This window comes from Rubneribacter badeniensis (assembly GCF_002899695.1).
GTDB lineage: Bacteria > Actinomycetota > Coriobacteriia > Coriobacteriales > Eggerthellaceae > Rubneribacter > Rubneribacter badeniensis.
Genome location: NZ_PPEL01000004.1, coordinates 64,849 through 89,239 on the forward strand (window position 1 = coordinate 64,849; position 24,391 = coordinate 89,239).

General features: G+C 69.4%; 17 protein-coding genes and 1 riboswitch. Of the genes, 11 read left to right on the top strand and 6 right to left on the bottom strand.

Going from position 1 to position 24,391, the window contains the following annotated elements; genetic code table 11:
- Positions 1-26: 26 nt before the first annotated feature.
- The 5 genes from C2L80_RS01960 to C2L80_RS01980 are packed head-to-tail and all read right to left on the bottom strand — an operon-like array spanning position 27 to position 3,837.
- On the bottom strand, positions 27-458 hold the full coding sequence (locus tag C2L80_RS01960; RefSeq protein WP_239938642.1) for a pyridoxamine 5'-phosphate oxidase family protein: 432 nt from the start codon (positions 456-458) through the stop codon (positions 27-29).
- Positions 459-507: 49 nt separating this feature from the next.
- Positions 508-1,302, bottom strand: coding sequence for an energy-coupling factor transporter transmembrane component T family protein (locus tag C2L80_RS01965; RefSeq protein ID WP_103262532.1), 795 nt, complete (start codon positions 1,300-1,302; stop codon positions 508-510).
- Positions 1,295-2,332, bottom strand: coding sequence for an energy-coupling factor transporter ATPase (locus C2L80_RS01970; protein WP_103262533.1), 1,038 nt, complete (start codon positions 2,330-2,332; stop codon positions 1,295-1,297). Before C2L80_RS01970 ends, C2L80_RS01965 begins: the two co-directional genes overlap by 8 nt.
- A complete protein-coding gene (locus C2L80_RS01975) occupies positions 2,308-3,129 on the bottom strand; it encodes an energy-coupling factor transporter ATPase (RefSeq protein WP_087197415.1) in 822 nt (273 codons plus the stop codon). The genes C2L80_RS01970 and C2L80_RS01975 overlap by 25 nt, the downstream gene beginning before the upstream one ends.
- Positions 3,130-3,186: 57 nt before the next feature.
- On the bottom strand, positions 3,187-3,837 hold the full coding sequence (locus tag C2L80_RS01980) for an ECF transporter S component (protein ID WP_087197417.1): 651 nt from the start codon (positions 3,835-3,837) through the stop codon (positions 3,187-3,189).
- Between the two features lie 129 nt (positions 3,838-3,966).
- Positions 3,967-4,148: riboswitch (FMN riboswitch) on the bottom strand.
- Between the two features lie 214 nt (positions 4,149-4,362).
- Here C2L80_RS01980 and C2L80_RS01985 point away from each other — a divergent pair.
- The 6 genes from C2L80_RS01985 (at position 4,363) to C2L80_RS14240 (ending at position 13,207) form a co-directional block, all read left to right on the top strand.
- Positions 4,363-4,884: an L-2-amino-thiazoline-4-carboxylic acid hydrolase gene (locus C2L80_RS01985; RefSeq protein ID WP_087197418.1), complete on the top strand. Its 522-nt coding sequence runs from the start codon at positions 4,363-4,365 to the stop codon at positions 4,882-4,884.
- The gene (locus C2L80_RS01990; RefSeq protein ID WP_087197420.1) at positions 4,881-6,053 is read left to right on the top strand and encodes a DUF697 domain-containing protein; all 1,173 of its coding nucleotides are present in this window, start codon (positions 4,881-4,883) and stop codon (positions 6,051-6,053) included. The genes C2L80_RS01985 and C2L80_RS01990 overlap by 4 nt, the downstream gene beginning before the upstream one ends.
- 165 nt (positions 6,054-6,218) lie before the next feature.
- Positions 6,219-7,670: an alanine/glycine:cation symporter family protein gene (locus C2L80_RS01995; protein ID WP_092197424.1), complete on the top strand. Its 1,452-nt coding sequence runs from the start codon at positions 6,219-6,221 to the stop codon at positions 7,668-7,670.
- A 440-nt stretch (positions 7,671-8,110) separates the two neighbouring features.
- Positions 8,111-9,526, top strand: coding sequence for an alanine/glycine:cation symporter family protein (locus C2L80_RS02000; RefSeq protein ID WP_087197422.1), 1,416 nt, complete (start codon positions 8,111-8,113; stop codon positions 9,524-9,526).
- Positions 9,527-9,858: 332 nt separating this feature from the next.
- On the top strand, positions 9,859-11,214 hold the full coding sequence (locus tag C2L80_RS02005; protein WP_224759100.1) for an FAD-dependent oxidoreductase: 1,356 nt from the start codon (positions 9,859-9,861) through the stop codon (positions 11,212-11,214).
- On the top strand, positions 11,207-13,207 hold the full coding sequence (locus C2L80_RS14240) for an NAD(P)/FAD-dependent oxidoreductase (protein WP_239938644.1): 2,001 nt from the start codon (positions 11,207-11,209) through the stop codon (positions 13,205-13,207). Before C2L80_RS02005 ends, C2L80_RS14240 begins: the two co-directional genes overlap by 8 nt.
- On the opposite strand, the gene C2L80_RS02020 is transcribed toward C2L80_RS14240, so the two are convergent.
- Positions 13,204-13,698: an MGMT family protein gene (locus tag C2L80_RS02020; RefSeq protein ID WP_087197425.1), complete on the bottom strand. Its 495-nt coding sequence runs from the start codon at positions 13,696-13,698 to the stop codon at positions 13,204-13,206. The genes C2L80_RS14240 and C2L80_RS02020 overlap by 4 nt on opposite strands.
- Before the next feature lie 355 nt (positions 13,699-14,053).
- Here C2L80_RS02020 and C2L80_RS02025 point away from each other — a divergent pair, with 355 nt between their 5' ends.
- The 5 genes from C2L80_RS02025 to C2L80_RS02045 form a co-directional block, all read left to right on the top strand.
- Complete coding sequence (locus tag C2L80_RS02025; protein ID WP_087197427.1) at positions 14,054-14,722, top strand: DUF1847 domain-containing protein; 669 nt, start codon at positions 14,054-14,056, stop codon at positions 14,720-14,722.
- A gap of 1,425 nt (positions 14,723-16,147) precedes the next feature.
- Positions 16,148-22,294: an immunoglobulin-like domain-containing protein gene (locus tag C2L80_RS14070; RefSeq protein WP_171899936.1), complete on the top strand. Its 6,147-nt coding sequence runs from the start codon at positions 16,148-16,150 to the stop codon at positions 22,292-22,294.
- Entirely contained in the window at positions 22,291-23,160 is an 870-nt protein-coding gene (locus tag C2L80_RS02035; RefSeq protein WP_087197431.1) for a DUF4430 domain-containing protein, read from the top strand. Before C2L80_RS14070 ends, C2L80_RS02035 begins: the two co-directional genes overlap by 4 nt.
- Positions 23,161-23,179: 19 nt before the next feature.
- Positions 23,180-24,037 carry an energy-coupling factor transporter transmembrane component T gene (locus tag C2L80_RS02040; RefSeq protein WP_224759194.1) on the top strand — a complete coding sequence of 286 codons (858 nt, stop codon included), beginning with the start codon at positions 23,180-23,182 and terminating at the stop codon, positions 24,035-24,037.
- On the top strand, positions 24,025-24,391 hold a 367-nt coding region (locus C2L80_RS02045; protein ID WP_129589869.1), incomplete at its 3' end, for an ATP-binding cassette domain-containing protein. The genes C2L80_RS02040 and C2L80_RS02045, both read left to right, overlap by 13 nt.

The following is a 24,391-nucleotide window of genomic DNA, read 5'->3' on the forward strand; positions in this document are numbered from 1 at the left end:
TTGCTGCGCCAAAGCGGGATGCGCGCTCACAGCTTAACGGGCGTCCAGCTCCCGTCGATGTCGCACATCCACGCCTCGGCGTCCTTCACGGTGAAGAACGTGAGCGTGTCGTCGTCCGGCCCGTCGTAGCTCTCTCCGAGGCCCGTCATGTGCTCGAACCCGGCGCGGCGCACCTCGTCGCTCGCCCGGTCGTCCAGGTCGGCGCGGCCGCGCATGATGACCCATCCGCTTCCCGGCCTCCACGCCGTCAGCTCGAACTTGGGGTTGGCCGCAAGCTCGCGGTAGACGTCTTTCGTGGTGGCGGTGCAGAACCAGATGCGGCCGTCCTTGACGGCGGCGAAGCTGAAGGGGCGCACGTGGGGCTGATCGCCCTCGCAGGTGGCCAGGTACCAGGCGGGCACGCTTGCGAGGTAGTGCGCGACAGCGTCGATCCCGTCGATCTTCTCTGCGTAGCTCATAAGATCTCCTTTCGCATGGGGTGTGTGGCGGGCCTTCGCGCGACGGACGTCACGCGAAGGCGAGGTTCGAGGCCACGACGCAGACGAGCATGAGCGCGACCGCGCCCACGCCCCGCACGTCGAGGGCGGTGCAGGCGAGGGGGACAAGGCGCGTGCGCCCGACGCCGCCGTGGTAGCACCGGGCGTCCATGGCGGCCGACAGCGTGTCGGCATGGCGAAACGCGCTCGTGAACAGCGGCACGACGAGGGCCGAGAGCATGCGCAGCCTTCCCTTCGACAACGTCGCCCCGCGGCTTGCCTGCGCGCGGTGGATCGTGCGCAGCTCGAAGGCGAACTGGGGCAGGAAGCGCAGCGCGATGCCCATCATCATGCCCAGCTCGTGCGCCGGGACGCCGAGGGGGCGCAAGAACCCCAGCAGCCATTCGAACGCCTCGGTGATGTCGAGGGTGGGCGTGGTCAGCGTGAGCAGGCTCATGCCCAGAAGCAGCACGAGCAGACGGCACGCGACGAAGGCCGCCTGCCAAAGCCCCGCCTCGCTCACGCGGATGATCCACCACTCGAACAGCACGTCCCCGCCTTGCACGAACAACACGTTGAGCAGGGCGGTCGCCACCACGATGAGCGCGAGCGGCGCGACGGATCTGAACGCCGAGGCCGCGGGGATGCCTGCCAGCGCGAAGAACGCGAACACGAATGCGGCGCACACCAAAAGCCCTGGAAACGACTGCGCCGCGAACGCCGAGGCCATCACGACAAACGACAGCACGAGCTTCACCCGCGCGTCCATGCGGTGGACGGGGCTCGTGCCGGGCCAGTAGCGGCCGAAGAGGGCGACGTCAGGCATGGGGGGCCTCCCCGGAAGGCCGAGGCGTCTCGCGCGCGTCTCGCCCCGGCGCGGCGTCGGCCTTCGGCTCGCGGGAGGGCTCGCCGCCGGTCAGCGCCCTCGCCAGGTCGTCGGCGAGCGATTCCAGGCCGTACAGGTCGCGCGGCAGGTCGAACCCCTCCTCGCGCAGCTCGGCGGCCAGCTTCTGGGCGGCGGGCACGTCCAGGCCGATGGCCCGCAGCTCCTCTCCGCGGGCGAACACCTCGGCGGGCGTTCCAAGAAAGAACAGCCGCCCCTCGTTCAGCACGAGCACGCGGTCGGCGAGGCGCGCGAGGTCGTCCATGCTGTGCGACACCATGACCACGGCGCGCCCCGCGCCGTGCAGCTCGGCGATGAGCGAGAGGAACTCCTCGCGCGCCACCGGGTCGAGTCCGGCCACCGGCTCGTCGAGCACGAGCACGCGCGGCTCCATGGCAAGCACGCCCGCGAACGCGACGCGCCGCTGCTGGCCGCCGGAAAGCTCGAAGGGGCTCTTGCCGCCCACCTCCTCAGGGTCGAGGTGCACGTCTTCGAGGGCCGCGCGCACGCGCCGCTCGACCTCTTCGGTGGAAAGTCCCAGGTTGCGGGGGCCGAACGCCACGTCCTCGCGCACGGTGGCCGCGAACAGCTGATGCTCGGGGTACTGGAACACCAGCCCCACCTTTCCGCGGCATTTCTGGGCGACGCGCTTGTCGGCCAGGTCCTGCCCGTCGAAGAGCACGCGCCCCCGCGCGGGACGGACAAGGCCGTTCATGTGCTGGACGAGCGTGCTCTTCCCGCTGCCGGTGTGCCCGGCCACGCCAAGGAACTCGCCGTCGGCCAGCGTGAAGTCGATGTCGGCGAGCGCCCACACGGCATCGGCCGTCCCGCCCCAGGTCGGCGCTCCCTTCTCGAGGGAGGGGGGCTCTTCGATGACGCCGGCCTCGCGCCGGCGCTTCTGGCGGCGCGCGCGCTTCTTCTGGCGCTCGGGATCGGCGTAGGCGTAGCTCACGCCTTCGAAAGCAATCGGCACAGCTCCTCCTTCAGGCTCGTCGTTTCGATGTGCACGCCCGCGTCCACCCCGCGGCGCTTGAGCGCAAGCGACAGCGCGCACGCGAAGGGCACGTCGAGATGCAGCCGCTTGAGCAGGTCGGCCTGCACGAGCACGTCGGCGGGGGCTCCGTCGGCGGCCACGCGCCCGCCCTCGAGCACGATGACGCGGTCGGCTTGGGCGGCCTCCTCCATGAAGTGCGTGATCATGACGATGGTCATGCCGCGCTCGTGCAGCGTGCGGCACACGCGCATGAGGCCCTTGCGCCCGCGCGGGTCGAGCATGGCCGTGGCCTCGTCCAAAACGAGGATGGCCGGCTCCATGGCCAGCACCCCGGCGATGGCCACGCGCTGCTTCTGTCCGCCGGAGAGCGCCGCCGTCTCGCGCTTCTCGAACCCCTGCAGGCCCACGTCGGCCAGCGCCGCCGACACGCGCTCGCGCAGCTCGTCCGTCGGCACGCCCAAGTTCTCCGGGCCGAACGCCACGTCGTTCTCGATGAGGCTGGCCACAAGCTGGTCGTCGGGGTTCTGGAAGACCATGCCGGCGTGGCTGCGGATGAAGTACACGCTGTCTTTGTCGCGCGTGTCGCGGCCGAGCACGCTCACACGGCCCTCGTCGGGTGCGAGCAGGGCGTTGACGTGCTTTGCGAGGGTGGACTTCCCCGAGCCGTTGCCGCCGAGTATGCAGACGAACTCGCCCTGCGAGATGCTCGCGCCCACGCCGTCGAGCACGAACGTCTCGCCGTCGTAGGTGAAGCCCACGTTGTCGAACTCGATCATGTCGCGTCCTTCTCCCTCCTTCCCGCGCCCTGCGGCGCGAGGAGGCGATACAGGGGCTTACCGGCCCTTGACCTGCTTTTTCTTCGGCGTGACGAGGTTCGACACGCTCTTGTACACGACGAGGGTGAGCACGGCGTTGAGCGCTCCCTTCGCTAGGTTGAACGGCGTCAGGATGGGCAGGATCATGGCGACGACGGCGTCGAGGGGCACGCCGAGCCATGCCGGCGTGACCAGCAGGTTGCCCAGGATGGCCATGAGCGTGGCGGCGATGACGCTCAGCACGAGGCCGACGACGCCGCTTCTGAACGTGCGGGAGCGGCGGTACACGAGCGCGGCCGGCAGGACGAAGCCCGCCACTACGAGGATGTTCATGAGCGCGCCGGTGAAGTCGGCCATGAGGATGCCGTGGATGACGGCTCCGACGACGCCCACCGAAAGGCCCGCCGCCGGACCGAACGCGAAGCCGCACACCATGGCGGGCATGGCCGAGGCGTCGTACTTGAGCCAGGTGACGCCGGGCAGAAGCGGGAACTCGATGAACGACAGCAGCACCCCGATGGCGCACATGAGGGCCATCGTGACGAGCTGGCGGGTGTCCCAGACGTTGGTGTTGGCGAACTCGTAGGAGGGGGAGGGGCGGGCGGGGGTCGCGGCGTCGTTCGGCGCTGCGGCTTCGTCTCTTGCGCGTGGTGCGGTGTTGTCCTGCATGGTGGCTCCTTTCTCGCAAGGCCGCTTCAGATCGGGTCAGGTCTTCCGGCCTTGAGAGAAAACGAGCCCGTATGAATTCCATCCATACAGGCTTACACGGAATCCACCAAGCGTTGGGCGCTGGGTGGACGTCTGCCTCTTCCATCCGGACTATACCGTTGGTTCCGGGATCCCACCGGAATCAGCCCGAAGCAGCGCGGTCGGGCGCGGTGCCCGGATGCGCCGTTTCGGGGTCGCGGACTTGCGGCATCGGCGCGGAGCCGAGCCGGATCACCGCCAGTGAGGAATCGCACCTCGCCCTGAAACAGAATCCATGGCGCGCATTGTATCCGTTCCCGCCGAACGGCGCAAGGGCGGGGCTGCATTCGCGGCGCGCGATGCATGGCCCTCGTCCCTCGTCCCTCGTCCTCGCTCGGGCTTGCTCGGTGCCTCGCTCGGTTCCCGCAGTGCGAGGTCTGTCGTATAATCGCAGGGGACGGGTCGGGCGGCGGCCAGCCGCTTCGGCTCCGACGGAAAGGGGGCCTTATGGCCGAAAGCAGGATCGTCAACGAGGCGCGCATCAAGAACCCGCTTGTGAAAGCGGTGCGCGAGCTGCTTGAGCACCGTGCGCTGTGGCTTTATCTGCTCACCGACGAGGCGGCGAAGGCCGGGGCCGATCCCGCGACGTTCGCTCCGGCGGCCGTCAAGCGCTGCGGCTTGTTCCAGGGCGCGGGCCTCGTGGTGAAGGGGGGCGGCACGAAGAGCCTCAAGAGCCTCAAGAAGGGCCTGTTCGGAAAGCCCGCGCAGCTCGTGTTCGAGATGGACGTGAAAGAAGTGCGGGACGACCGCTTCGAGCTGGAGTTCCACTACTGCCCGCTGGTGAAGGCGTGGCAGAAGCAGGGCTGCTCGGACGAGGAGATCGCCGCTTTGTGCGACTGGGCCATGTGCGGCGACCGCGGCATCGGGGAAGCCTATGGATGCGCGCTCGACCTTCCCAAGGCCATCGCGAAAGGCGATGACGTCTGCCATCTGGTGTATCGTCGGCTCGATTCGCGCGGTGGGGCATGAGCGGGCTCGGTGCGTTCGTGCGTCGCCGTCGCTCGCGGCGAGGCGCAAGCGAGGGGGAGAGGGAGTTTTCCGGGGCGCGGGAAGAGCGGTTGTCGGTCGAGCGCTCTCTTCCGGAGAGCGAGGACGCCATCGCGCAGCGCTGCGACGGCGACGGGCGCGCGTCCGCATGCCATGACGCTGACGGGTCCGAGCGCGATCGCCGCCATGAAGGTGAGCGTTCGGACGGGCGCGGGCCCTTGGCCCGGTTCGCGCTGCCCGCGGCGGCCCTCGCGGTTTTGCTCGCGCTCGCGGTCTTGGGCAGCGTGGCCTCGCTTGGACGGCAGCTGGCCGACATCCATCCCGCTTTGGGCTGGGCGTTTTTCGCCCTCGTCGTCGCGTGCCTCGCCGTCGGCGCGGCGTGGCCGATCGCTCGCGTGCTGAGCCGCCCGCTGTTCTCACTGGCGCGGCTTTTCGGCGGCGGCCCGCGCGCGCGGCACGCCCGCCGCGAGCTCGAGCGCAATCTGCGGCTGCGGGCCGACCTGACGCCTGGCGACCGCGAGGCGCTGGCTGCCCTGTGCGGCGGCGGCGACCCTGCGCCCGAGGATTTGGCCGCCTTCTTCAAACAGCGCCTGTCCCCGGTGATCGATCGCGACATCAGGGCCGCCGCGAAGTCGGCGTTCGCCACGACGGCCGTCTCGCAAACCGCGGCGCTGGACATGCTGTCCATGCTCTCCGTCAACTTCGACCTCGTTCGCGCCATCGTGGAGCATTGCGGCTTCCGGCCGTCGGCGCTCGCTCTCGCGGGCCTGTACGCGCGCGTGCTCAAGGCGACGTTTCTGGCCGGCGGCCTCGAGGAGATGGATCTGGAGGAGATCTTGTCGCTTGCCGGGGGCAACGCCGTGGCGCGGATGCCGGGCGTGGTGATCGCCTCGGCGGCGCAAGGCGCGGTGAACGCGTTCGCCACGGCGCGCGTGGGAGTGGTCACGAAAAGCGTGCTGTTCGCCGAAGAGGAGCCCATCGACATGCGGCGGCTGCGGCGCGAGTCCTACGGCGAGGCGCTTTCCCTGCTCAAGCGCAACGGAGTGTTGGAAGACATCCGCTCGGCCATCGCCCGCAAGGCGACTGCGATCAAGGACGGAGCGGTCGAATCGGCTAGGCAGACGTGGGGCCGGATACGTCCCGGCTCGTAAGGCCGTCGGCGATCCTCGCGCGGAGGGCGCAGGCTGCGAGCTTCTTCCGGGCGATCCGACGCTTTGGACGCCGGGGTGTCCGGGCGCTCGGGTTGTGGAGCCGCACCGCAATCTGGGCGCGCTTTCGCAGCGCGTCGCTTTCGTGCGCTACAATGTCCTACCGCTATGCTTGAACTTCTCGACACCATCGACTCCCTCGTCTGGGGTCCCGCGATGATCGCGCTCCTTCTGGGATCGCATCTGTTCTTCACCTTCAAAACGGGCTTCATCCAGCGCAAGCTGCCGAAGGCCATCAAGCTGTCGCTTTCGAGCGACCCGGAGGGCAAGGGCGACATCAGCCACTTCGGCGCGCTTGCAACGGCGCTTGCGGCCACCATCGGCACCGGCTCCATCGTGGGCGTGGCCACGGCCATCCTCGCGGGAGGGCCGGGGGCCGTCTTGTGGATGTGGGTCACCGGCCTGTTCGGCATCGCCACGAAATACGCCGAGACGTACGCGGCTGTGAAGTACCGCGTGCGCGACCACAACGGCTTCATGCTCGGCGGCGCCATGTACATCTGGGAGCGCGCGTTTCGTCTCAACGGCGCAGGCGAGCTCGATCCGAGCCCCGGGGGCCGCACGCCGTGGTGGGCGAAGCTCGGCGCCGTGGCGTTCGCGACGTTCGCCGCCGTCGCGGCCATCGGCACCGGCTCGGCTGTGCAGGCGTCGGCTATGACGGGCATCATCACGGCGAACGCCCCTGGAGTTCCCGCATGGGCCGTCGGAATCGCCATCGTGGTGCTCGTGTCAGCGGTCATCTTCGGCGGGGTGGGGGCCATCTCCAAGGTGTGCGAGAAGCTCGTGCCGTTCATGGCCGTGGCCTATGCGGGCGGATGCGTCGTCATCCTCGTGCTGAACGGGCCGCTGCTCGGCGAGGCCGTCGGCCTCATCTTCGAGTGCGCCTTCACTCCGAAGGCGGCGTTCGGCGGCGCGGTGGGCTCGGGGCTCATGATGGCCCTGCAGTTCGGCTGCGCGCGCGGTTTGTTCTCCAACGAGTCGGGTTTGGGATCCGCGCCCATCGTGGCCTCGGCGGCCTCCACGCGCAACCCGGCGCAGCAGGCGCTCGTGGCCATGACCGGCACGTTCTGGTCGACGGTGGTCATCTGCGCGCTCACGGGCGTTGTGCTCGTGTCCACCATGCTCGCGAACCCCGGCATCGCCGCCGACATCCTTGCGAACCCCACCGTCTACACCGGCGCGCAGCTGGCCAGCGAGGCGTTCGCGAAGATCCCCTACCTCGGCACGCCCATCCTCGTGTTCGGCATGGTGGCGTTCAGCTACACGACCATCCTCGGGTGGTCCTATTACGGCAACCGCTGCGTCACCTACCTGTTCGGCCGTTACGCCATCCGTCCCTATCAAGCGGTGTACGTGGTCGTGGCGTTTTTCGGGGCCATCGGCGTGGGCGATGTGGTGTGGACCGTCTCCGACATCGGCAACGCCCTCATGGCCGTGCCCAACATCGTCGTGGTGCTCGCCCTTTCGGGCATGGTGGCGCGCGAGACGCGCCATTACGTGTGGGACGGCAACCTCGACGAGGCCGACAAGACGCCTATTCCCCAGCTCGACGGCAAGTAGCGCCGCCGCATCCGCGCAGGCGGGAGAGGGCGCGGCGACGGGCTGTTTCGCCAACTGGGATGCGACTCCCAGGGATAGGTTGGCGAATCGGCGCCCTGGGCGTCTGGGCCAGAGTATCCGGCGCGTTTTCGATCCCAAGCGGCGACCGCGCTCTGCGAGTGCGCCTTTCCTGCGGCGCTGTCCGTGGGCTTTCGCGCTTTTGCGCCGCTCGAGGTGCAGACGGGCTTTCGATCGATCGCGACATGCTGCTCGCGGGGCGTGGCATCACCGTTCGCGGGGAATGGGCGGGGCGCCGGCAACGGGAGGCCTCCCGGGCCGCTATAATCCTCCTACTTTAGCGCGCGAGAGCGCCCGCGCCGAAACGGCTTTGCGTCCTTCTCGAAACCCGCTTCGGCGTAGGCCCTTTGCCCGCGCCCGCCCCGCCGAGGAGAGGAGCCGGCATGGATATTGTCCAAATCATCAACGACATCGACGCCTTCGTATGGGGGCCTCCGATGATCGTCCTTTTGCTGGGCTCGCACGTGTACCTGACCTTCCGTACGAGGTTCGTCCAGCGCAAGCTGCCGACGGCCATCAAGCTGTCGGTGACGAAGGATCCCGACGCGCCGGGCGACATCAGCCAGTTCGGCGCGCTCACCACGGCGCTGTCGGCCACCATCGGCACGGGCAACATCGTGGGCGTGGCGACCGCCATCCTGGCGGGCGGCCCGGGCGCCGTCTTGTGGATGTGGCTCACCGGCGTGTTCGGCATGGCGACGAAGTACTCCGAGACGTTCGCCGCCGTGAAGTACCGCGTGCGCGACCACAAGGGCGACATGCTCGGCGGCGCCATGTACGCCTGGCGCCGCGGCTTCGAGAAGGACGGGCGCGTGCCGTGGTGGGCCGCCCTCGGCGCCGGGGCGTTCGCGCTGTTCGCGGGTATCGCGTCGTTCGGCATCGGTTCGGCCGTGCAGTCGAGCGCTATGACGGGCATCATCCTCTCGAACGCTCCGGGCATCCCGGCGTGGGGCATCGGCCTGGCCATCGCCATCATGGTGTCGGCGGTCATCTTCGGCGGCGTGAAGGTCATCTCCAAGGTGTGCGAGAAGCTTGTGCCGTTCATGGCCATCGCCTACGCATGGGGCTGCATCGTCATCATCGGCATGAACTGGGAGCACGTGTGGCCGGCTATCTGCCTCATCTTCGAGTGCGCCTTCACTCCGAAGGCGGCGTTCGGCGGCGCGGTGGGAAGCGGCATCATGATGGCTTTGCAGTTCGGCTGCGCGCGCGGCCTGTTCTCCAACGAGTCGGGCCTGGGCTCGGCGCCCATCGTGGCTTCGGCCGCGTCCACGCGCAATCCGGCGCGCCAAGCGCTCGTGTCCATGACCGGCACGTTCTGGGACACCGTCGTCATCTGCGCGCTCACGGGCATCGTTCTCGTGTCCACGATGCTCGCGAACCCCGGCATCATGGAGGGCGGCACCATCGCCGAAGGGGCCGACCTCACGAGCGCCGCCTTCGCGAGCATCCCCTACATCGGCACGCCCATCCTCGTGATCGGTATGATCCTGTTCGCGTACTCCACCATCTTGGGTTGGTCGTACTACGGCAACCGCTGCGCCGCGTACCTGTTCGGCAAGCGCGGCGTGCGTCCCTATCAGGCGCTGTACGTGGTTGTCGCGTTCCTCGGGGCCATCGGCGTGGGCGATGTGGTGTGGACCGTCTCGGATATCACGAACGCCCTCATGGCCGTGCCGAACATCGTCGTGGTGCTCTTGCTGTCCGGTATGATCGCGCGCGAGACGCGCCGCTACGTGTGGGAGGGGAACCTTGACGAGGCCGACGAAGCGCCCATCCCGGTGGTCGAGGGCAAGTAGCGCGCGCCGCGCCGGAAGCGGTCGCGCGAAGGGCGCGGGGCGCGCTCGGCGGTGGTCGCGGATGCGCGAAAACCGCCGTCGCGAGGCCCTTGCGTGCCGCATCGCCGTCGAAGCGGACCGGTCTGTTGGAGGAATCCCGGCGACGGGCGATTCCTTTCCGCTTCGGCGCTCCCCTGCGGTCTAGCGCGCACCCGGAGCGTTTCCGGCGGCGGTTTTCGCTTGTTCGGCTCCGTTTCGCGCGAGGGGCTACGGCCATGTGGGACGCCGGTCGTGCGGGGCTTGCCGCGCGGTGCGGGGCGGGAGAGCGCGGCCCATGGCGTATAATGTCGCGCATGGAAACGATTGCGATCATAGGGGGCGGCGCGGCGGGGCTCGCGGCCGCCATCGCCGCGGCGCGCGCGGTCGCGCCGCTCGGGGGCGCTACCGACACGGAGGTCGTCGTGTTCGAATCCGACGAGCGCGTGGGGCGCTCGATCTTGGCGACGGGCAACGGGCGGTGCAACTTCTCGAACGCCCAGGTGGATGCGGGCGAGTACCGCAACGCGCCGTTCGTGGCCAAGACGCTCGATGCGCTCGCGGCACATGCCGATCCCGGCGCGTCCGCTTCGCGCGCCGCAAGCGTCGCGTCCGAGGTGGCTTCAACTGCGGGCGAGGCGTCCCGCTCTGCGGCGAACCCCGCCGCAGGCTCGCCCCGCGCCTCCGATCCCGTGCATGCTTTCTTCGCCGACCTCGGGCTTATGTGGCGCGAGGAGGGCGAGGGCCGGCTCTATCCGCTTGCGAACAAGGCGTCGAGCGTGCTCGACGTGCTGCGCGGCGCGCTCGCGCGCGAGGGCGTGCGCGTGGAGTGCGGGCGTCGGGCAACGCGCATCGACGCGCCCGAGCGTCCTGGCGGGCGCTATCACGTGCGCTTCGAGGGCGGCTCCGTCGCGCACGCGCGCGCCGTGATCGTGGCGACGGGCGGGCGCACGCCGCGCGGGCTCGTCCCCGACGCGCTGCCGTTTCTGCCGCAGCGCCCGGTGCTCGGGCCGCTGCGCACCGATACGGCCCTGGTCAAACCGCTCAACAACATCCGGGTGCGCTGCGTGGCGACGCTTGCGGTGCCGGACGGCGCGCCCCGCGCGGCCGAGGCGGGGGAGATCCTGTTTCGCGACTACGGCGTGTCGGGCATCGCGGCGTTCAACCTGTCGCGCCTTGCTCGACCGGGCGACGTGCTTTTGCTCGACCTCGTGCCGCAGCTCGATAGGCGCGCATGCGAGCGCGAGCTGCGCGCCCGCCGCGCCCGCCTTGGCGCGCCTGTGGGGGAGGAGCTGCTTGCGGGCATGCTGCTGCCCCAGGTGGCGCGCGCGGTGTTCGGACAAGCGGGCCTGCGGCCCGAAGCGCCTTTCGCGGACGGCGACGCCCCCGCGCTCGCAGGCGCGCTCAAGGGGCTTGCGCTTGCGGTGCGCGGCGTCGGCGACGCGCGGCAGTGCCAGGCGACGCGCGGCGGGCTCGACGTCGCGGCGTTCGACGCGCGCACGATGGAGGCGCGGAGGCTGCCGGGTTTGTTCGCGGTCGGGGAGGCGCTCGACGTGGACGCCCCCTGCGGCGGCTACAACCTGCATTGGGCATGGGCGAGCGGCATCGCGGCCGGTCGCGCCGCAGCGAGCGCGCTCGCGAAGCGCGCGGGAAGGGAGGACTCCCGTGCTTGAGGTGGCGAACGTGAGGCTTCCGCTCGACGCGGGGTTGCCCGGGCAGGGCGCCGAGGCGCTCGTGCGCGCGGCGGTCGCCGACGCGCTCGGCGTGGCAGAGGAGGCTGTGCGCGGCGTGCGGCTGCTCAAGCGCAGCGTGGACGCGCGCAAGAGGCGCGACGTCCGCTTCGTGGCGACCGTCGCCGTGGAGCTGCCCGGCGACGTCGAACGGCGCGCGTTTGAGGCCGCGGCGGCGCGCGGAGGGGCCGGGGCCGTCGCGGGAACGCGCGTGAAGGCGCACGAGGCGTGCGCGTCCCTGCGCGCGCCCGACCTCGGCCGCGCGTTCGCGGCGTCCGGCGAGCCGCGGCCCGTCGTCGTGGGCGCGGGCCCCGCCGGCTTGTTCGCGGCCCTCTACCTGGCCGAGGCGGGGTTGCGCCCTCTCGTGCTGGAGCACGGGGGCGACGTGGACGAGCGCTTGGCCGCCGTGGCGGCGTTCGACGCGGGCGGGCCGCTCGATGCGCGCACGAACATCCAGTTCGGCGAAGGCGGCGCGGGCACGTTCTCGGACGGCAAGCTCACCACCGGCACGAAGAGCCCCCACATTCGCCACGTGCTGGAGGCGTTTGCGGACGCGGGCGCGCCGCGGGAGATCCTTTGGCAAGCGAAGCCGCACATCGGCACGGACAAGCTGGTGGAGGTGGTGCGCGCTCTGCGGCGGCGCATCGTGGCGGCGGGTGGCGAGGTGCGCTTCCATGCGCAGCTCGTCGGGCTGCATTTCGAGGACGGCGTGCTTGCGGCGGTTGACGTGCGGGAAAGCGGCGCGGCGCACGTCCCGCGCACGCTCGGCGCCCGAAGCGCCGGGGATGCGCCCGCTGGGGAGCTTCCCGCGTCTGCCGGGGACGTGCCCGATAGGGAGCCTCCCGCGCCCGCCGGGGATGCGCCCGACGGAAAGCCGCCCGCATCCGCCGTCAGGCGCATCCCCGCCCGCCGCGTTGTGCTGGCGTGCGGACATTCGGCGCGCGACACGTTCGAGGCCGTGCGCGCGGCGGGCGCGGCGATGGAGCGCAAGCCGTTCTCGGCGGGCGTGCGCATCGAGCATCCGCAGCCCGCCATCGATCGGGCGCAGTACGGGCATGCGGCGAGCCATCCCGCGCTCGGGGCGGCCGACTACAAGCTGGCGGCGCATCTGCCCGACGGGCGCGGCGTGTACACGTTCTGCATGTGCCCCGGCGGGCAGGTGGTGGCCGCGGCCAGCGAGGAGGGCGGCGTGGTGGTGAACGGCATGAGCCGCTTCGCGCGCGACGGCGAGAACGCGAACAGCGCCCTTCTGGTGGAGGTGCGGCCCGACGATCTGCCGGGAGACGACGTGCTGGCCGGCGTGGCGTTCCAGCGGCACATGGAGCGCGCGGCCTACGAGGCGGCCCGCGCGGCGGGCGGCGCGCCGTACGCCGCGCCCGCTCAGACGGTGGGCGGCTTTCTGTCAGGGCGCGCCGGCGAGGCCAGCCGGACGGTGAGGCCGTCGTACCCGCGCGGCGTGGCCTGGTGCGATCTGCGGGCGTGCCTGCCGCCGTTCATCGCGGACGCGCTGGCCGAGGCGCTGCCTTTGCTCGACCGCAAGCTGCGCGGCTTCGCCGATGCGCAAGCGGTGATGACCGGCGTGGAGACCCGCAGCTCAAGTCCCGTCCGCATCCTGCGCGACGAGGGCTTCCAAGCCCTCGTGCCAGGGAAAGGGGATGCCGCGTCCGTCAGCTCTCTCATTGCGGGCGACGCGTCTTTCGCGCCCGTCAGCCCCCAGCGCCCGCAAGAGGAGGGGGGCGAAGAGGGCGCGGTGGGCGCTTTCGATGCGACGGATGCTTCCGAAAGGGCGCGCGCGAAGTCCTCGGGGAGCGGGCTGTATCCCTGCGGCGAGGGGGCGGGATATGCCGGCGGCATCATGAGCGCAGCGGTGGACGGGCTGCGAGTGGCCGAGGCGGTGGCGCGCGGCTATGGCGGACGCACCGGCGGGCGGGGCTAGTCGACCTCGCCCAGCTCTCGCTTCCAGTCGAATCCGGGCGGCGGCGCGGTGGGCTCGTCGGCGCGCGCACCGCGCCCTCCCGTGCAGCCGGCTTCCTCCGCGCGACCGTCCCAGAGGCACGCGTCCATGTCCACATGCGCGTCGTCCGCGAACGCGACGCCCTCGGCTTCCAGCAGGGCGCGCTGCACGCCCATGCCGCCGAACGCGTAGTTGTCGCACAGGCTGCCGTCCTTGAAGACGACGCGATGGCAGGGGACGCCGTTGCTTTCCGCGCCCCCTGTCGCTTTCGTTGTCGTTGGCGTTGCTGCGCCTGCCATCCCGGTATCTGCCGCGCTCCCTGCGCTCGGCTCCGGGTTGCCGCGCAGCGCGTATCCCACGTAGCGGGCCGACCGCGGCGCGCCGATCATCCGCGCGATCTGCCCGTAGGTGGCCACTTTTCCCCGCGGCACGTGCCGCACCGCCGCGAACACCTTCTCCGAGAACTCGCCCATGAGCGTTTCTCCACCTTTCCCTTTCCTCTCCCGGCAAGGGCGCCCCTGCCCAAACCTCCTGCGCAGCCGCATCCTATCACAGCGTCCTGCCCCGCTGCAGCGCCGCCTCGTTTCCCGCGCGCCGTCCTTCGGGCGAAAGGGCGGCCCTTTCCCGCCCCGTCGCATCTGTCGACCCTTTCCCGCTCCGCGCGCTTCCGGTCTCTCCCTATTCCCCGCGCATCGAAAACGGCGTATGCTGGTCGCAGGCGAAAAGCGCCGGATCGCATCCCCTCAGGGTGCAGCCGTGGAACCGCGGGGCGGCTAGGGGCGATCGGAAGCGAGGCGCGGGAAGGCGATGAGACGGAAGGGAAGGGCGATGGACGACGACAAGAGGAGCTGCGCGCAGTGCGGCGTGCTTCATTGCAGGCACTTGGACAGCGCGTGGCCCTCGTTCTGCATGACGACGCGCACGCCGCAGGAGGATTTCGACTACGCGCTCGGCCAGTACCGCGACGATCCCGAGGCGTCGAGGATGTTCAGGGCCGCGGCCGAGATAGAGGGTCTGTACTACGGCCGTCTGACGCGGGTGGAGGAGGTGGTGCTGTTCGCGCAGAAGATCGGCGCGCGAAAGGTGGGCATCGCCACGTGCGTGGGCCTTATCCGCGAGTCGCAGACGTTCGCGAAGGTGCTGAGGGCGAAGGGGCTTGAGGACGTGTGCGCTGTCGCGTGCAAGGTGGGCGGTATCGACAAGGAGCAGGCGGGCATCCCCGACGACGTGAAGGTGCGTCCCGGCCAGCACGAATCGATGTGCAACCCCATCGTGCAGGCGCGCATCCTCAACCGGGAGGGGACCGACCTCAACGTGATCGTGGGGCTGTGCGTCGGGCACGACACGCTGTTCATCAAGCATTCGGAGGCGCCGGTGACGTGCCTGATCGTCAAAGACCGCGTGCTGGCGCACAACCCCGCCGCGGCGCTGTACGCCTCCGGGTCGTACTACAAGCGCCTGCTGTCGCCCGAGACGGTGCCGCCGCGCTCGCGGTAGCGCGGCGCATGCGGGATGCGGTCGCGCGATCGCAAGCAGGGGCCGGGCAAGGTGGAAGGCGAGGCGACGCACCCGCCCCGTCCTCCGCCGCTGTCGTTTTCGGCGCTGCTTTTGCTGGGTGCGGTCGTATGCCCCTTTCGCGATGCGGCGACGTCGGGGACGCTCCCCTGGGCGCTCTGTCCGATCATCTCGAGCCTTTTCGCTTGGCTGGTGCTTGCACCGCTTTTGCGGCGCGGAAGCGAAGGAGCGCTCCGCTCTTTTCTGTCGTTGAAAGTCTTCGTCGTTTCGGTTTGCTTGCGACAGTCAAAATGGCCGGAAGTGGCGGCGTGCTGGTGCTCGTGGGCGCTTGGGTGCCTTTGCCCTCGGTCGCCTACCTATGGTGCGTTTACCTGATTTTCAAGAGGCTCGCTGGTGCAAATTCAAGGTCGTGACGCTTTTCCTGCTGATGGCGATCTTCCTCTTGCGATCAGTTCTCCCTTTCAAGGCTCGTCTTTGGGTCGATGCTCGACGTTTGGGACGCTCTTTCCTTCGGGGTCGTCCTCGCAGGAGCCGCAGCGCTTTCCGTCTCCGATCGCCTTTGAGGGACGAAGAACGCGACAAGGCGGGGCGATGTCGCGCGTTGTCCGGCGGCGCGCCGGGGGCAAAGCTTGCCTGTCGCGCCGCTGCGTCAAAGTGGGATGCGGGGGTTTGGCTCGGTTTCATGGCGTTGGGGTCGATGGCTGTTTTCTTCTCCGCGCCCCTTTTTCCTAGGAATGGCGGTGCGGGATGGTAGAATGCACCCGTACACCTATTGGCATGGATGGTTGCGTCGGGCACGACGCGAGGCCGGGTTCGTCGGCCTTGGGGAAATGCGGGTGGGAATCCCGCGCTATACCAGTAACCGTAAACGCCGACGGAGGGGAGACCGCTTCGCCCATGCAGCGAGGTCCCGTTCGGACGAAGCGAAGTCGGAATGCCCATCCATCGCATTCAGCCCTGGAAAGAGAGGTTCCGGCTATGCTCGGTTCTTGCTTCGCACGTGATCGAGCCCGTTTCGATGTCCGAAAACGGGTGGATTTCCCTAAAAAGCTGGTGTCCATGCTCCTCGCCTTCGCGCTTGCCGTTTCTTTGGTGCCAAGTGCCGCCTGGGCCGAGGCGGTTGCGCCTGACGGCGACACGTCGTCGCACGCTTCCGCTGCGCCGGAGGCTTCCTCTGCGGATACGCGCGCCTCTACGGGAGGCGAAGCGCATCCTTCTGGAAAAGAGGTGGACGCGCCCGTCGAAGCCCCTGAGGCTTCCAGCATTTCCGACGCTTCCAGCGAAGAAACCGTCCCTTCCGTCGAATCGCCCGATCCGGATGAGATGGAGGGCGGATTTGCCGCCGTGGAGGGCTCCGCGTCGCCTGCGAGCGGGCCTGCGAAAGCCGCAGGAGTCACGTCGAGCAGCGTGGCGAAAATTCAGGACGAGCAGGATTCTGGCAGCGCGTATTCCCAGAAATCGGGTGCGCTTTCCGCAGGTGACACGCTCTGGGCGAACGTGTATGCGAGTTCGTACGGCTCGGTCATCCCGCACGAGGATTCGTGGATGTACCAGTGGTACGCGGGCGGGAAATCCTCCGACAAAGACGACTACGCGCCCATCGAGGGTGCCGTGTCCCAAAGCCTTGAGATCACGGAGGATTTCGTCGCCCGGTACGCGGGCAAATATCTCGTCGTGAAGGTGGAGGTGGAAGGGCGCACGCTCTGGGCGCCGCTGGCCTCCTATGGCGATTCGATCAACCAGAACTACCTGCCCGGCCCCATCATGAAAGAGGGTCAGGCGGAGCTGTACTCCGTCGAGCTGGACAACGATGAGCCGAGTGTGGGGGACATCCTTGCCGCGACGGCGTACATTTCTTGGAACACGCCGGTCGGAGATGACGTCGATGTCAGCTACGCATGGGCCGTCGGCGATTCGCGCTCCGGCAGCTTCACGCCCCTTCCGGGCGAGACTGGCAGCACGCTTGCGTTGACCGAGGAGCATCAGGGGAAGTACATCCAAGTCACGGCCAGCGCCGGAGTGAACGAGGAGAGCGCTGTCACATCCGAGGCCGTGATGGCCAAGGGCGCGGTGAAGCTTTCCGGGGTTGAGCTGGAGGAGCCCGCCTCGTTGGAGATCGGGCAGACGCTCGTCGCGAAAGCCTACAAGGGAAGCTCGTGGTCGCCCGAATACGTGACCGAAGGGGTGTCGTACACGTGGAAGTACGCTGATGGGGCGCCTGGCTACTCCTCGAACTGGACGGTCATCGAAGGGCAGAACTCCTCGACGTTCGTCGTGACCGACGAATACGTTGGAAAGTCCATCTCCGTGTCCGCATCCGCCGGAGCCAACACGGTCGATTTCGGCTACCCGTACGGCTACGGCCCGTTCAAGCTTGAAGGGCAGGTGGATATATATTCAGTTGCCATCAAGAATGACGCCACGGGGAATTCCGTTTTCTCAGTGGGGGATACGGCCCATGCCTATGCGCGGGAAAAGGGCGCTGCGACGGGCGTTTACGTCGATGCGTCGAAGCTGAATTTCCAATGGATGAAAAGCGCCGACGGTGAAGCGTTCGAGGATGTGCCGGGCGCGACGAGCGAGACGCTTGAACTCGATGGATCGTTCGAGGGGTGCTACCTCCGCTGCAAGGTGTCCTCCAAGATCGGAGAGAGCGAGTACGTGGGGAGGGTCACCCTTCCCGTTGCCGCCGCGGGCTCCATCAACATCACGTCCGTCACGCTGGACAAAACGGGCAAGGTGAGCGTCGGGGACACGCTGACGGCGACGGCGCGCGACGCGTCGGGAGACGTGACGGACAACGAGCGCGTGTCGTGGTCGTGGTACTGCGGCGATTCGGCCTATTCCACCGACTGCAAGGTGGAAGGCGCGACGGGCAACACCCTCGTCATCACCGACGACCTTCTGGGCGCATACGTGGAGGTGCGCGCCGACGGCGGCTTCGGCGAGGAGGATTCCGCGGCGGCGGGCCCGGTCGTGGCGCCCGGCGCGGTGGAGCTGTACCAGGTGGAGGTGGACGGCGAGGCGCGCGTGGGCGCCACGCTTACGGCCACGGCCTACAAGGAGAACTCCTACACCGAGGTGTCCGACGCCGACACGGTGGCCTACCAGTGGCAGTATGCGGAAAGCAGCACCACGAGCGATTCCGCGTTCTCGGACATCGAGGGCGCCACGGAGAGAACCTGCGTGGTGGGCGCCGACATGCAGGGCCGCTACCTGCGCGTGAAGGCGGTCAGCGACGGCACGGTGGTAAGCACCGAGAAGCCGTACTACGGCACCACGCAGCCGGTGGATCCGCTGGGGCCGGTGATGCTGGCGGGGCAGTACGCGCTTTCGAGCGTGAAGCTGTCCTCGTCGGGGCAGGGCATGCAGGTGGGCTCGGTCATCACGCCGAAAGCTCAGGTGAAGGACGGTTATCGGGAAGAGGACGCGCCCGCCGACGCGCAGTTGACCTACACGTGGAAGGTGGCTGACAGCGCGGACGGCCCGTTCAGCGATCTGGACGGCGGGTACGACCCCGCGACGGGCGCGCTGTCGCTTGCCGACGATATGCGGGGACGCTATCTGAAAGTGGAGGCGTCGGCGCTTGGCAACACCGTGTCGAGCGCGGCGTACCGCGTGGTGGGCGCCGGGGAATACGACCTTCTGCGCGTGACCACCACGCCCCAGATCAACAGCTCGCTCACGCAGCTGTTCACCGGCGACGAGGTGCGGGCGCGGGTGCAAGCGCGCAACCTCGAAAGCGAAAGCTATGGCGACGACGTGACCGACGAGGTGACCGTCCAGTGGTATGCGGCCGACAGCGCGGACGGCCCGTTCCGCGAGCTTGAGGGCGCCGATGCCGCCGCGCTCGTCATTCCCGACGAGGCGGCGGGCACGTACCTGAAGGTGGTGGCGGAAAGCGGTGGCTCCGCGGTTGAGCTTGTGGCGGCGACCCCGGTCATCGACGCGGATTCCCTCGCCGGCATCGCGGCGAAGCTGCAGGACGAGGGTTGGCGGCCCGAGCCCGTGTTCGGCAGGGATACCAACGTGAACGACCTGCTTGCAGCCAAGTTGGCCGATATGGGCGCGAGCGGCGTGGAGGTGCGCACGACGGCGGTGGAGTTCGCTTCGACGCTCGATGCGGTGACGGTGGGCGTGTCCTGCGCCGACGACGACACCAACGGCGCCATATCTTTCGCGAACTACCTGCCCGAAAAAGCGAGCGGGTGGATTTCCTCGCTCACGCTGCCCCGTTCCGCGGATATCGAGTTCTCGCTTTCCCGCGAGGGCGAGGGGTCGGTTTCGTACGAGCCGCAGTCGCGAACGGTGATTCCGTGGGACGAGGAGGCGGTCCGCGCCACGCTCGAATCGGCGGCCGAGAACCTTGCCATCGCGTTCGCGGAGGGCGATTCGGCCGAGGCCGTCACGAAGGACGTGACGCTGCCCCACGAGATCAGCGGCGTTTCGTGGTCGAAGGTGAGCTGGGATTCCGAAAGCGACGCCGTTGAGGTCGAAGGGTACTCGTGGGACGACGAGAGTACGGGCCGGGTAACGCGTTCGGCGTTCGATCAGCGGGCGACGCTCGTGGCGACCGTCGGATTCAGCGGATCGGACATCCCCGAGACGGTATGCGAGAAGCGGTTCGACCTCGTCATCAAGGGCGACCCCGAGCAGGTTGCGGCGGAGAAGCAGGAGCTGCAAAAGAAGGTTGATGCGGCGTTCGTGGCTGGCAACATCACGGAGCAGGGGACGGGCGCGGCGGTGGAGCTGGGCGCGGTGTCCGCCGATCTGCAGCTGCCCCGCACGCACGCGATCGGCATCGACGGCGCCGACTACACGGTGGAGTACACGGCTTCGAGCGACGCCCTTGTGCCGAACGGCTACGCAGCGCAGGTGTACCGCGGGCTTCCGGGCACGGAGCCGCAAACCGTCGAGCTGACGCTTACCGTCGCGAGCAAAGACAACCCCGCGGTGAGCGCCAGCAAGATGCTGCAGGTCACGGTGCTGCCGCTCACGGAAGAGGAGATCGAGGCCGAGGCGGCGCTGATGGAGGAGGCGAAGGCGCTCTTCTACGAGGGCATCGCCAACGGCCAGCCGCAGGATGCGGTGGCGGGCGACCTCCATGCGTTCCAGAAGGTCTACCGCGGCGAAGACGGCGCGGTGGCGTGGACGTACGACCGCGGCGCCACCGACGCGGTGCGCGGCGGCATCGTGCCCACCGACATCGACCCCGCGCATCCCTCCGAGCAGTGGAACCTGTTCAGGTCGTCGAACGCGAGCGTGATCGCGCACGAGACGCTGCGCCTTGTGCAGCAGCCTAACTACAACACGCCCCTGACGGTGGAGGCGTGCCTGACGAGCGTGGGCTACGCCCGCTACGCCGAGCGCTACGCGGACGACCCCACGTGGGGGGCGACGTTCGCCGCGCTGTCGCGCCAGAAGGTGAGCGCGCTGTTCACGGTGGCGGGCACCACGGGCGAGGACGACCCGAACGCGGGGGAGGCGTTCGCCACCTCGGTGAAGGTGATCGGCAGGGATGGGGCGACGTTCATGCCGGCGGCCGAATTCAAGGCGACGGACGGGCAGACCGCGTGGGATGCCACCGTGGGCGCGTTCGCGCGCATGGGGTATGCCTACCGGGGAAGCGGCCTGCTGGTTTCGGTGACCGATCCGGCGGGGAACACGCTCGGCGGGTCCTCGTCCGACTGGACGCTGTTCATCAACGGCGAGTACTCCCAACTCTACGCGCACAACTACTACCTTGAGCCGGGCGATGCGGTGACGTGGGTGTACGGCAGCGCGTCGCTTCCGTCGGGCGATGTGGAGGTCGATCCCGACGCGGTGCGGCCCGATTGGGAGGCGCAGTGGCCGGGGTACGGAAACTCCGGGGCCGGCAGCGCGGTCGTGGAGGCGCCCACGCCCACCGAGGGCGCCGAGGTGAAATGGGCGTTCGACTACAACGAGTACGCAGGGGCCGATCCTGCCGCAGGTTCGTTCGCTTCCGCCAGCGAGCCGCTCATCGCGGGCGGGCGGGTGTTCCTGGCGGTGAACGACCGGCTGGTGGCGCTCGATGCCGAAACGGGCGAGACGCTGGCGGAGGCGCAGCTGGCGGCCTCGGTGAGCTACACGAGCCGTCCGGTGTACGCGGATGGCGTGGTGGTGGTGGCGCTTGACGGCGGGCGCGTGCAGGCGCTCACGGCTGACGCGCTTGCCACTGTGTGGGTGACGGACGCGGTGAGCGACCTCGCGCAGTCGTCCTTCACGCTGTCGGTGCGCGACGGGTACGTGTACGTGGGCACGGTGGACGTGGCATCCGACGAGAATTGGAACACCGTCTACAACAACGGCACGTTCACGCGCATCAGCTTGGCGACCGGCGCCATATCGTGGCGGCACGTCGAGGCCGACGAGGGGTATTACTGGAGCGGGGCGGCGTTCGCGGGCGGGTTCGCGGTCGTGTCCACCAGCGCCGGCACGGTGCAGTCGTTCGATGTGGGGACGGGCGAGGTGGTGTCGAGCGTGGCGTTGGGCGCGATCGTGAACGCCGACTGCGTGGCATCTGCCGACGGCACGCAGGTATACGTGGTGTCGAACGACGGCATGCTGCATGTTCTGGGACTTTCCGCGAACGGCGCGCTTTCAAAGGAACGGGAGGTGGCGCTGGGCTTGGCTTCCAGCACGTGCGCGCCCACCGTTTGGGGCGATACGCTGTTCGTGGGCGGCGCCTTGGGCGAGGCGGAAGGTTTTGCGTCGGCGCTGGCAGTGGTGGATCTCGCCACGATGGAGGTGCAGCTGGTGACGCGCGCCGACGGCGCGGCGCTGCCGACGGGCGGCATCAAGGGCGCGCCGCTCGTGTCGGTGCAGGATGGCGATACGTATGTGTACTTCACCTACAACTCCGCTGCGGGGAACTATCCCGACTACACCTCGGGCGGCGGCGTGTACGTGTACCGGGTGGGCGATGCGGAGGCGTCGCTTCTGTTCGACGCCACGGGCGAATACGCGAACTACTGCGATTCGCCGGTGATCGCCGATGAGCAGGGCAACCTGTACTACATCAACGATTCGGGGCATCTGATCGCGCTCAAGGCGGCGCAGCGGCAGCCGGAGCCGGATCCCGAGCCGGCCCCCCCCGTCCCGGAGCCGGAGCCCGTTCCGGAGCCGGGTCCTGCGCCGACGCCCGGTCCGCAACCCGGGCAGGACCCCCTGGCTCCCGGCGGGAAAACGCCCGCCGCGCCGAGTGCGCAGAGCCCCGCCGCGACCTCGACGGCCACGCCGGCGAAGGCCGATGCGGCTGATGGGGACGGCGCGGCCAACGAGGGTTCCGCTGACGACGATACGGCTGCCCGGGCCGTCGCGCCCTTGTCGGCGCGCTCGGGGGAAGCCGGCGATGATGCGGGTGAGCAGACCGAAGGCGCCGATGCTGACGATGCCGCCGCGGGGCTTTTCTCGGGCGCGCTGCCCGTGCTGCCCCTCGTCGGCCTCGCGGTGGGCGCGTGCGGCCTCGCGGGCGTGATCGTGTGGGCGGTGCGCTCGCGCCGCAAGGGCGAGGAGGATGGAGCGGGTCGATGACGGACGAACGCAAGGATTCTGCCGCCGCGGCGGCGCTTTCGGTGGACGTTTCCGCTGCGGGCGCGCCGGATGACGGCGGTCGCGAGGGGGCGGCTTCCGCTTCTGCCGCGGGCGGGCGGCCTGCGAACCGTCGGGCGCGCCTCGTGGCCGCTGCGGTGGCGGCGGTGTCTGTGGTGCTCATCGGCGTGTCGGCGTTCGCGCTGTTCACGTCGATGGGGGGTGCGTTCGACCCTATCGACGCGCTGAAGACCACGGCTGATGCTCCCGAAAGCACGGTGGTCGCAGCTTCGGGGGGCGCTGACGCGGGCGATGTCGCGCCCGCTGATGCGGATGACGGGGTGGCGGCCGACGAGGATGCTGCCGCCGAGGAGCCGCAGCTGCACGACGTGGGGCAGGACGGCGCATCCGCTTCCGATTCCGCGGCGGTGGGGTCGGGTGCTACGGCTTCCGGCTACGGCGGCGCGGCGGATTCGACCGCGAGTGTGGGCGGGGGCGGGGATGCGAGCGCGGACTCTTCCCCCGGCGCTTCCTCCGGCGCGGCCGACACCTCCCAGCAGCCCGATTCCATCACGGTGTCGGTGTCCATCGATTCCAGCGTCGTCGGGTCGCCCGTGTCGCTTTCCGCGCAGGTCACGCTGGCCTCCGGCGCGACGGTGTTCGACGCGCTGACGGCCACGGGCGTCGCTTACAGCGCAAGCTCCACCCTGTACGGCACCTACGTGGCGGCTATCGGCGGGCTCGCCGAGAAGCAGCACGGCGGGAAAAGCGGGTGGACGTACTATGTGAACGGCCAGTTCATCAACACGGCGTGCAGCAACTACACGCTCTCGCCGGGCGATGCCGTGTCGTGGGTGTACGTCGTGTAGGCTCGTCGGCTGGCGGCGCGTGAACCCCTTTGCGACATACCATCCGGCGGTGGCGTTCGCGTTCTTCGCGGGCGTCATCGCGCTGTCGATGGCGGCGCTGCACCCCGTGTACGTGGCGTTGTCGTGCGCGGGCGCGCTCGCGTGCCTCGCGGCGGTGCGCGGCGTGCGGGTGGCGCTACGCTCGCTTGCGTGGGCCGCGCTGCTGGTCGCCGTGGTGGCGATGGCGAACTGCCTGTTCGTGGCGTCGGGCTCCACCGAGCTTCTGCGCATCGGCGTGCGCGCGGTGTATGCGGAGGCGCTTGCGTACGGCCTCGTCGCGGGCGGGATGCTGGCCGGCGTGCTGCTGTGGTTCTCGTCGTACGCGGCGTGCATGGGAGGCGAGAACTCGCTTGCGCTGTTCGGGCGCGCGCTGCCGGTGACGACGCTCATGGTGTCGCAGGTCATGCGCCTTGTGCCGCAGTTCGTGCGGCGCGGGCGCACCGTGGCCGCCGTGCAGGACGCCGCGAGCGCCGCCGCGCCCGCCACGGCGTGCGAGCGGGCGCGCGGCCGGCTGCGCGTGACGTCGGTGCTGATGGGGTGGGGGATGGAGGACGGCCTCATCCGCAGCGACGCCATGCGGGCGCGCGGCTACGACTGCGGCGCGCGGCGCACCACCTACCGGCGCTACCGCTTCGGCGCGGCGGACGCGGCGCTTACGGCGGCCGTCGTCGCGCTGGCGCTGGCGAACGCGGCGCTGGCGTTCGTGGCGTGCGGGCAGTTCCGGTTCTACCCCGCCTTGAGCGCGCTCGTGCCGTGGTGGGGCTACGGTGTGTACGCGCTTCTGCTGGCGGTGCCGATCATCCTCTGGGCGAGGGAGCGGTGGCTATGGCAGAAGTGACGGGACGGACGGAAGCGGCCGCGGAGGCGGCGCGGCCGGAGGTGACGAGCGTGGCATCCGAAGCCCCCCTCGTGCGCGTGGAGGGCTTCTCGTTCTCCTACGAGGAACCCGACGGCTCGCCGCGGCCGGTGCTGCGCGACGTGTCGCTTGCGGTCAAGGAGGGCGCGTTCTGCGTGATCACGGGGCCGACGGGCTGCGGCAAGACCACGCTTCTGCGTTCGCTCAAACCCGAACTGGCCCCGGTGGGCGCGCGCGCGGGCCGCATCGAGGCGTGCGGCCAGGTGCTGCTCGACGCGCCGGTTGCCGAGGGATGCCCGCCCGCCGCCCCGCGCCGAGCCGGGGCTCCCTCCGCAA

Coding starts and splice junctions, on each gene's coding strand:
- C2L80_RS01965 (WP_103262532.1), bottom strand. CDS start 1,302: ATGCCTGACGTCGCCCTCTTCGGCCGCTACTGGCCCGGCACGAGCCCC.
- C2L80_RS02005 (WP_224759100.1), top strand. CDS start 9,859: ATGGAAACGATTGCGATCATAGGGGGCGGCGCGGCGGGGCTCGCGGCC.
- C2L80_RS01980 (WP_087197417.1), bottom strand. CDS start 3,837: ATGCAGGACAACACCGCACCACGCGCAAGAGACGAAGCCGCAGCGCCG.
- C2L80_RS01995 (WP_092197424.1), top strand. CDS start 6,219: ATGCTTGAACTTCTCGACACCATCGACTCCCTCGTCTGGGGTCCCGCG.
- C2L80_RS02025 (WP_087197427.1), top strand. CDS start 14,054: ATGGACGACGACAAGAGGAGCTGCGCGCAGTGCGGCGTGCTTCATTGC.
- C2L80_RS01975 (WP_087197415.1), bottom strand. CDS start 3,129: ATGATCGAGTTCGACAACGTGGGCTTCACCTACGACGGCGAGACGTTC.
- C2L80_RS01990 (WP_087197420.1), top strand. CDS start 4,881: ATGAGCGGGCTCGGTGCGTTCGTGCGTCGCCGTCGCTCGCGGCGAGGC.
- C2L80_RS02020 (WP_087197425.1), bottom strand. CDS start 13,698: ATGGGCGAGTTCTCGGAGAAGGTGTTCGCGGCGGTGCGGCACGTGCCG.
- C2L80_RS02035 (WP_087197431.1), top strand. CDS start 22,291: ATGACGGACGAACGCAAGGATTCTGCCGCCGCGGCGGCGCTTTCGGTG.
- C2L80_RS02000 (WP_087197422.1), top strand. CDS start 8,111: ATGGATATTGTCCAAATCATCAACGACATCGACGCCTTCGTATGGGGG.
- C2L80_RS01960 (WP_239938642.1), bottom strand. CDS start 458: ATGAGCTACGCAGAGAAGATCGACGGGATCGACGCTGTCGCGCACTAC.
- C2L80_RS01985 (WP_087197418.1), top strand. CDS start 4,363: ATGGCCGAAAGCAGGATCGTCAACGAGGCGCGCATCAAGAACCCGCTT.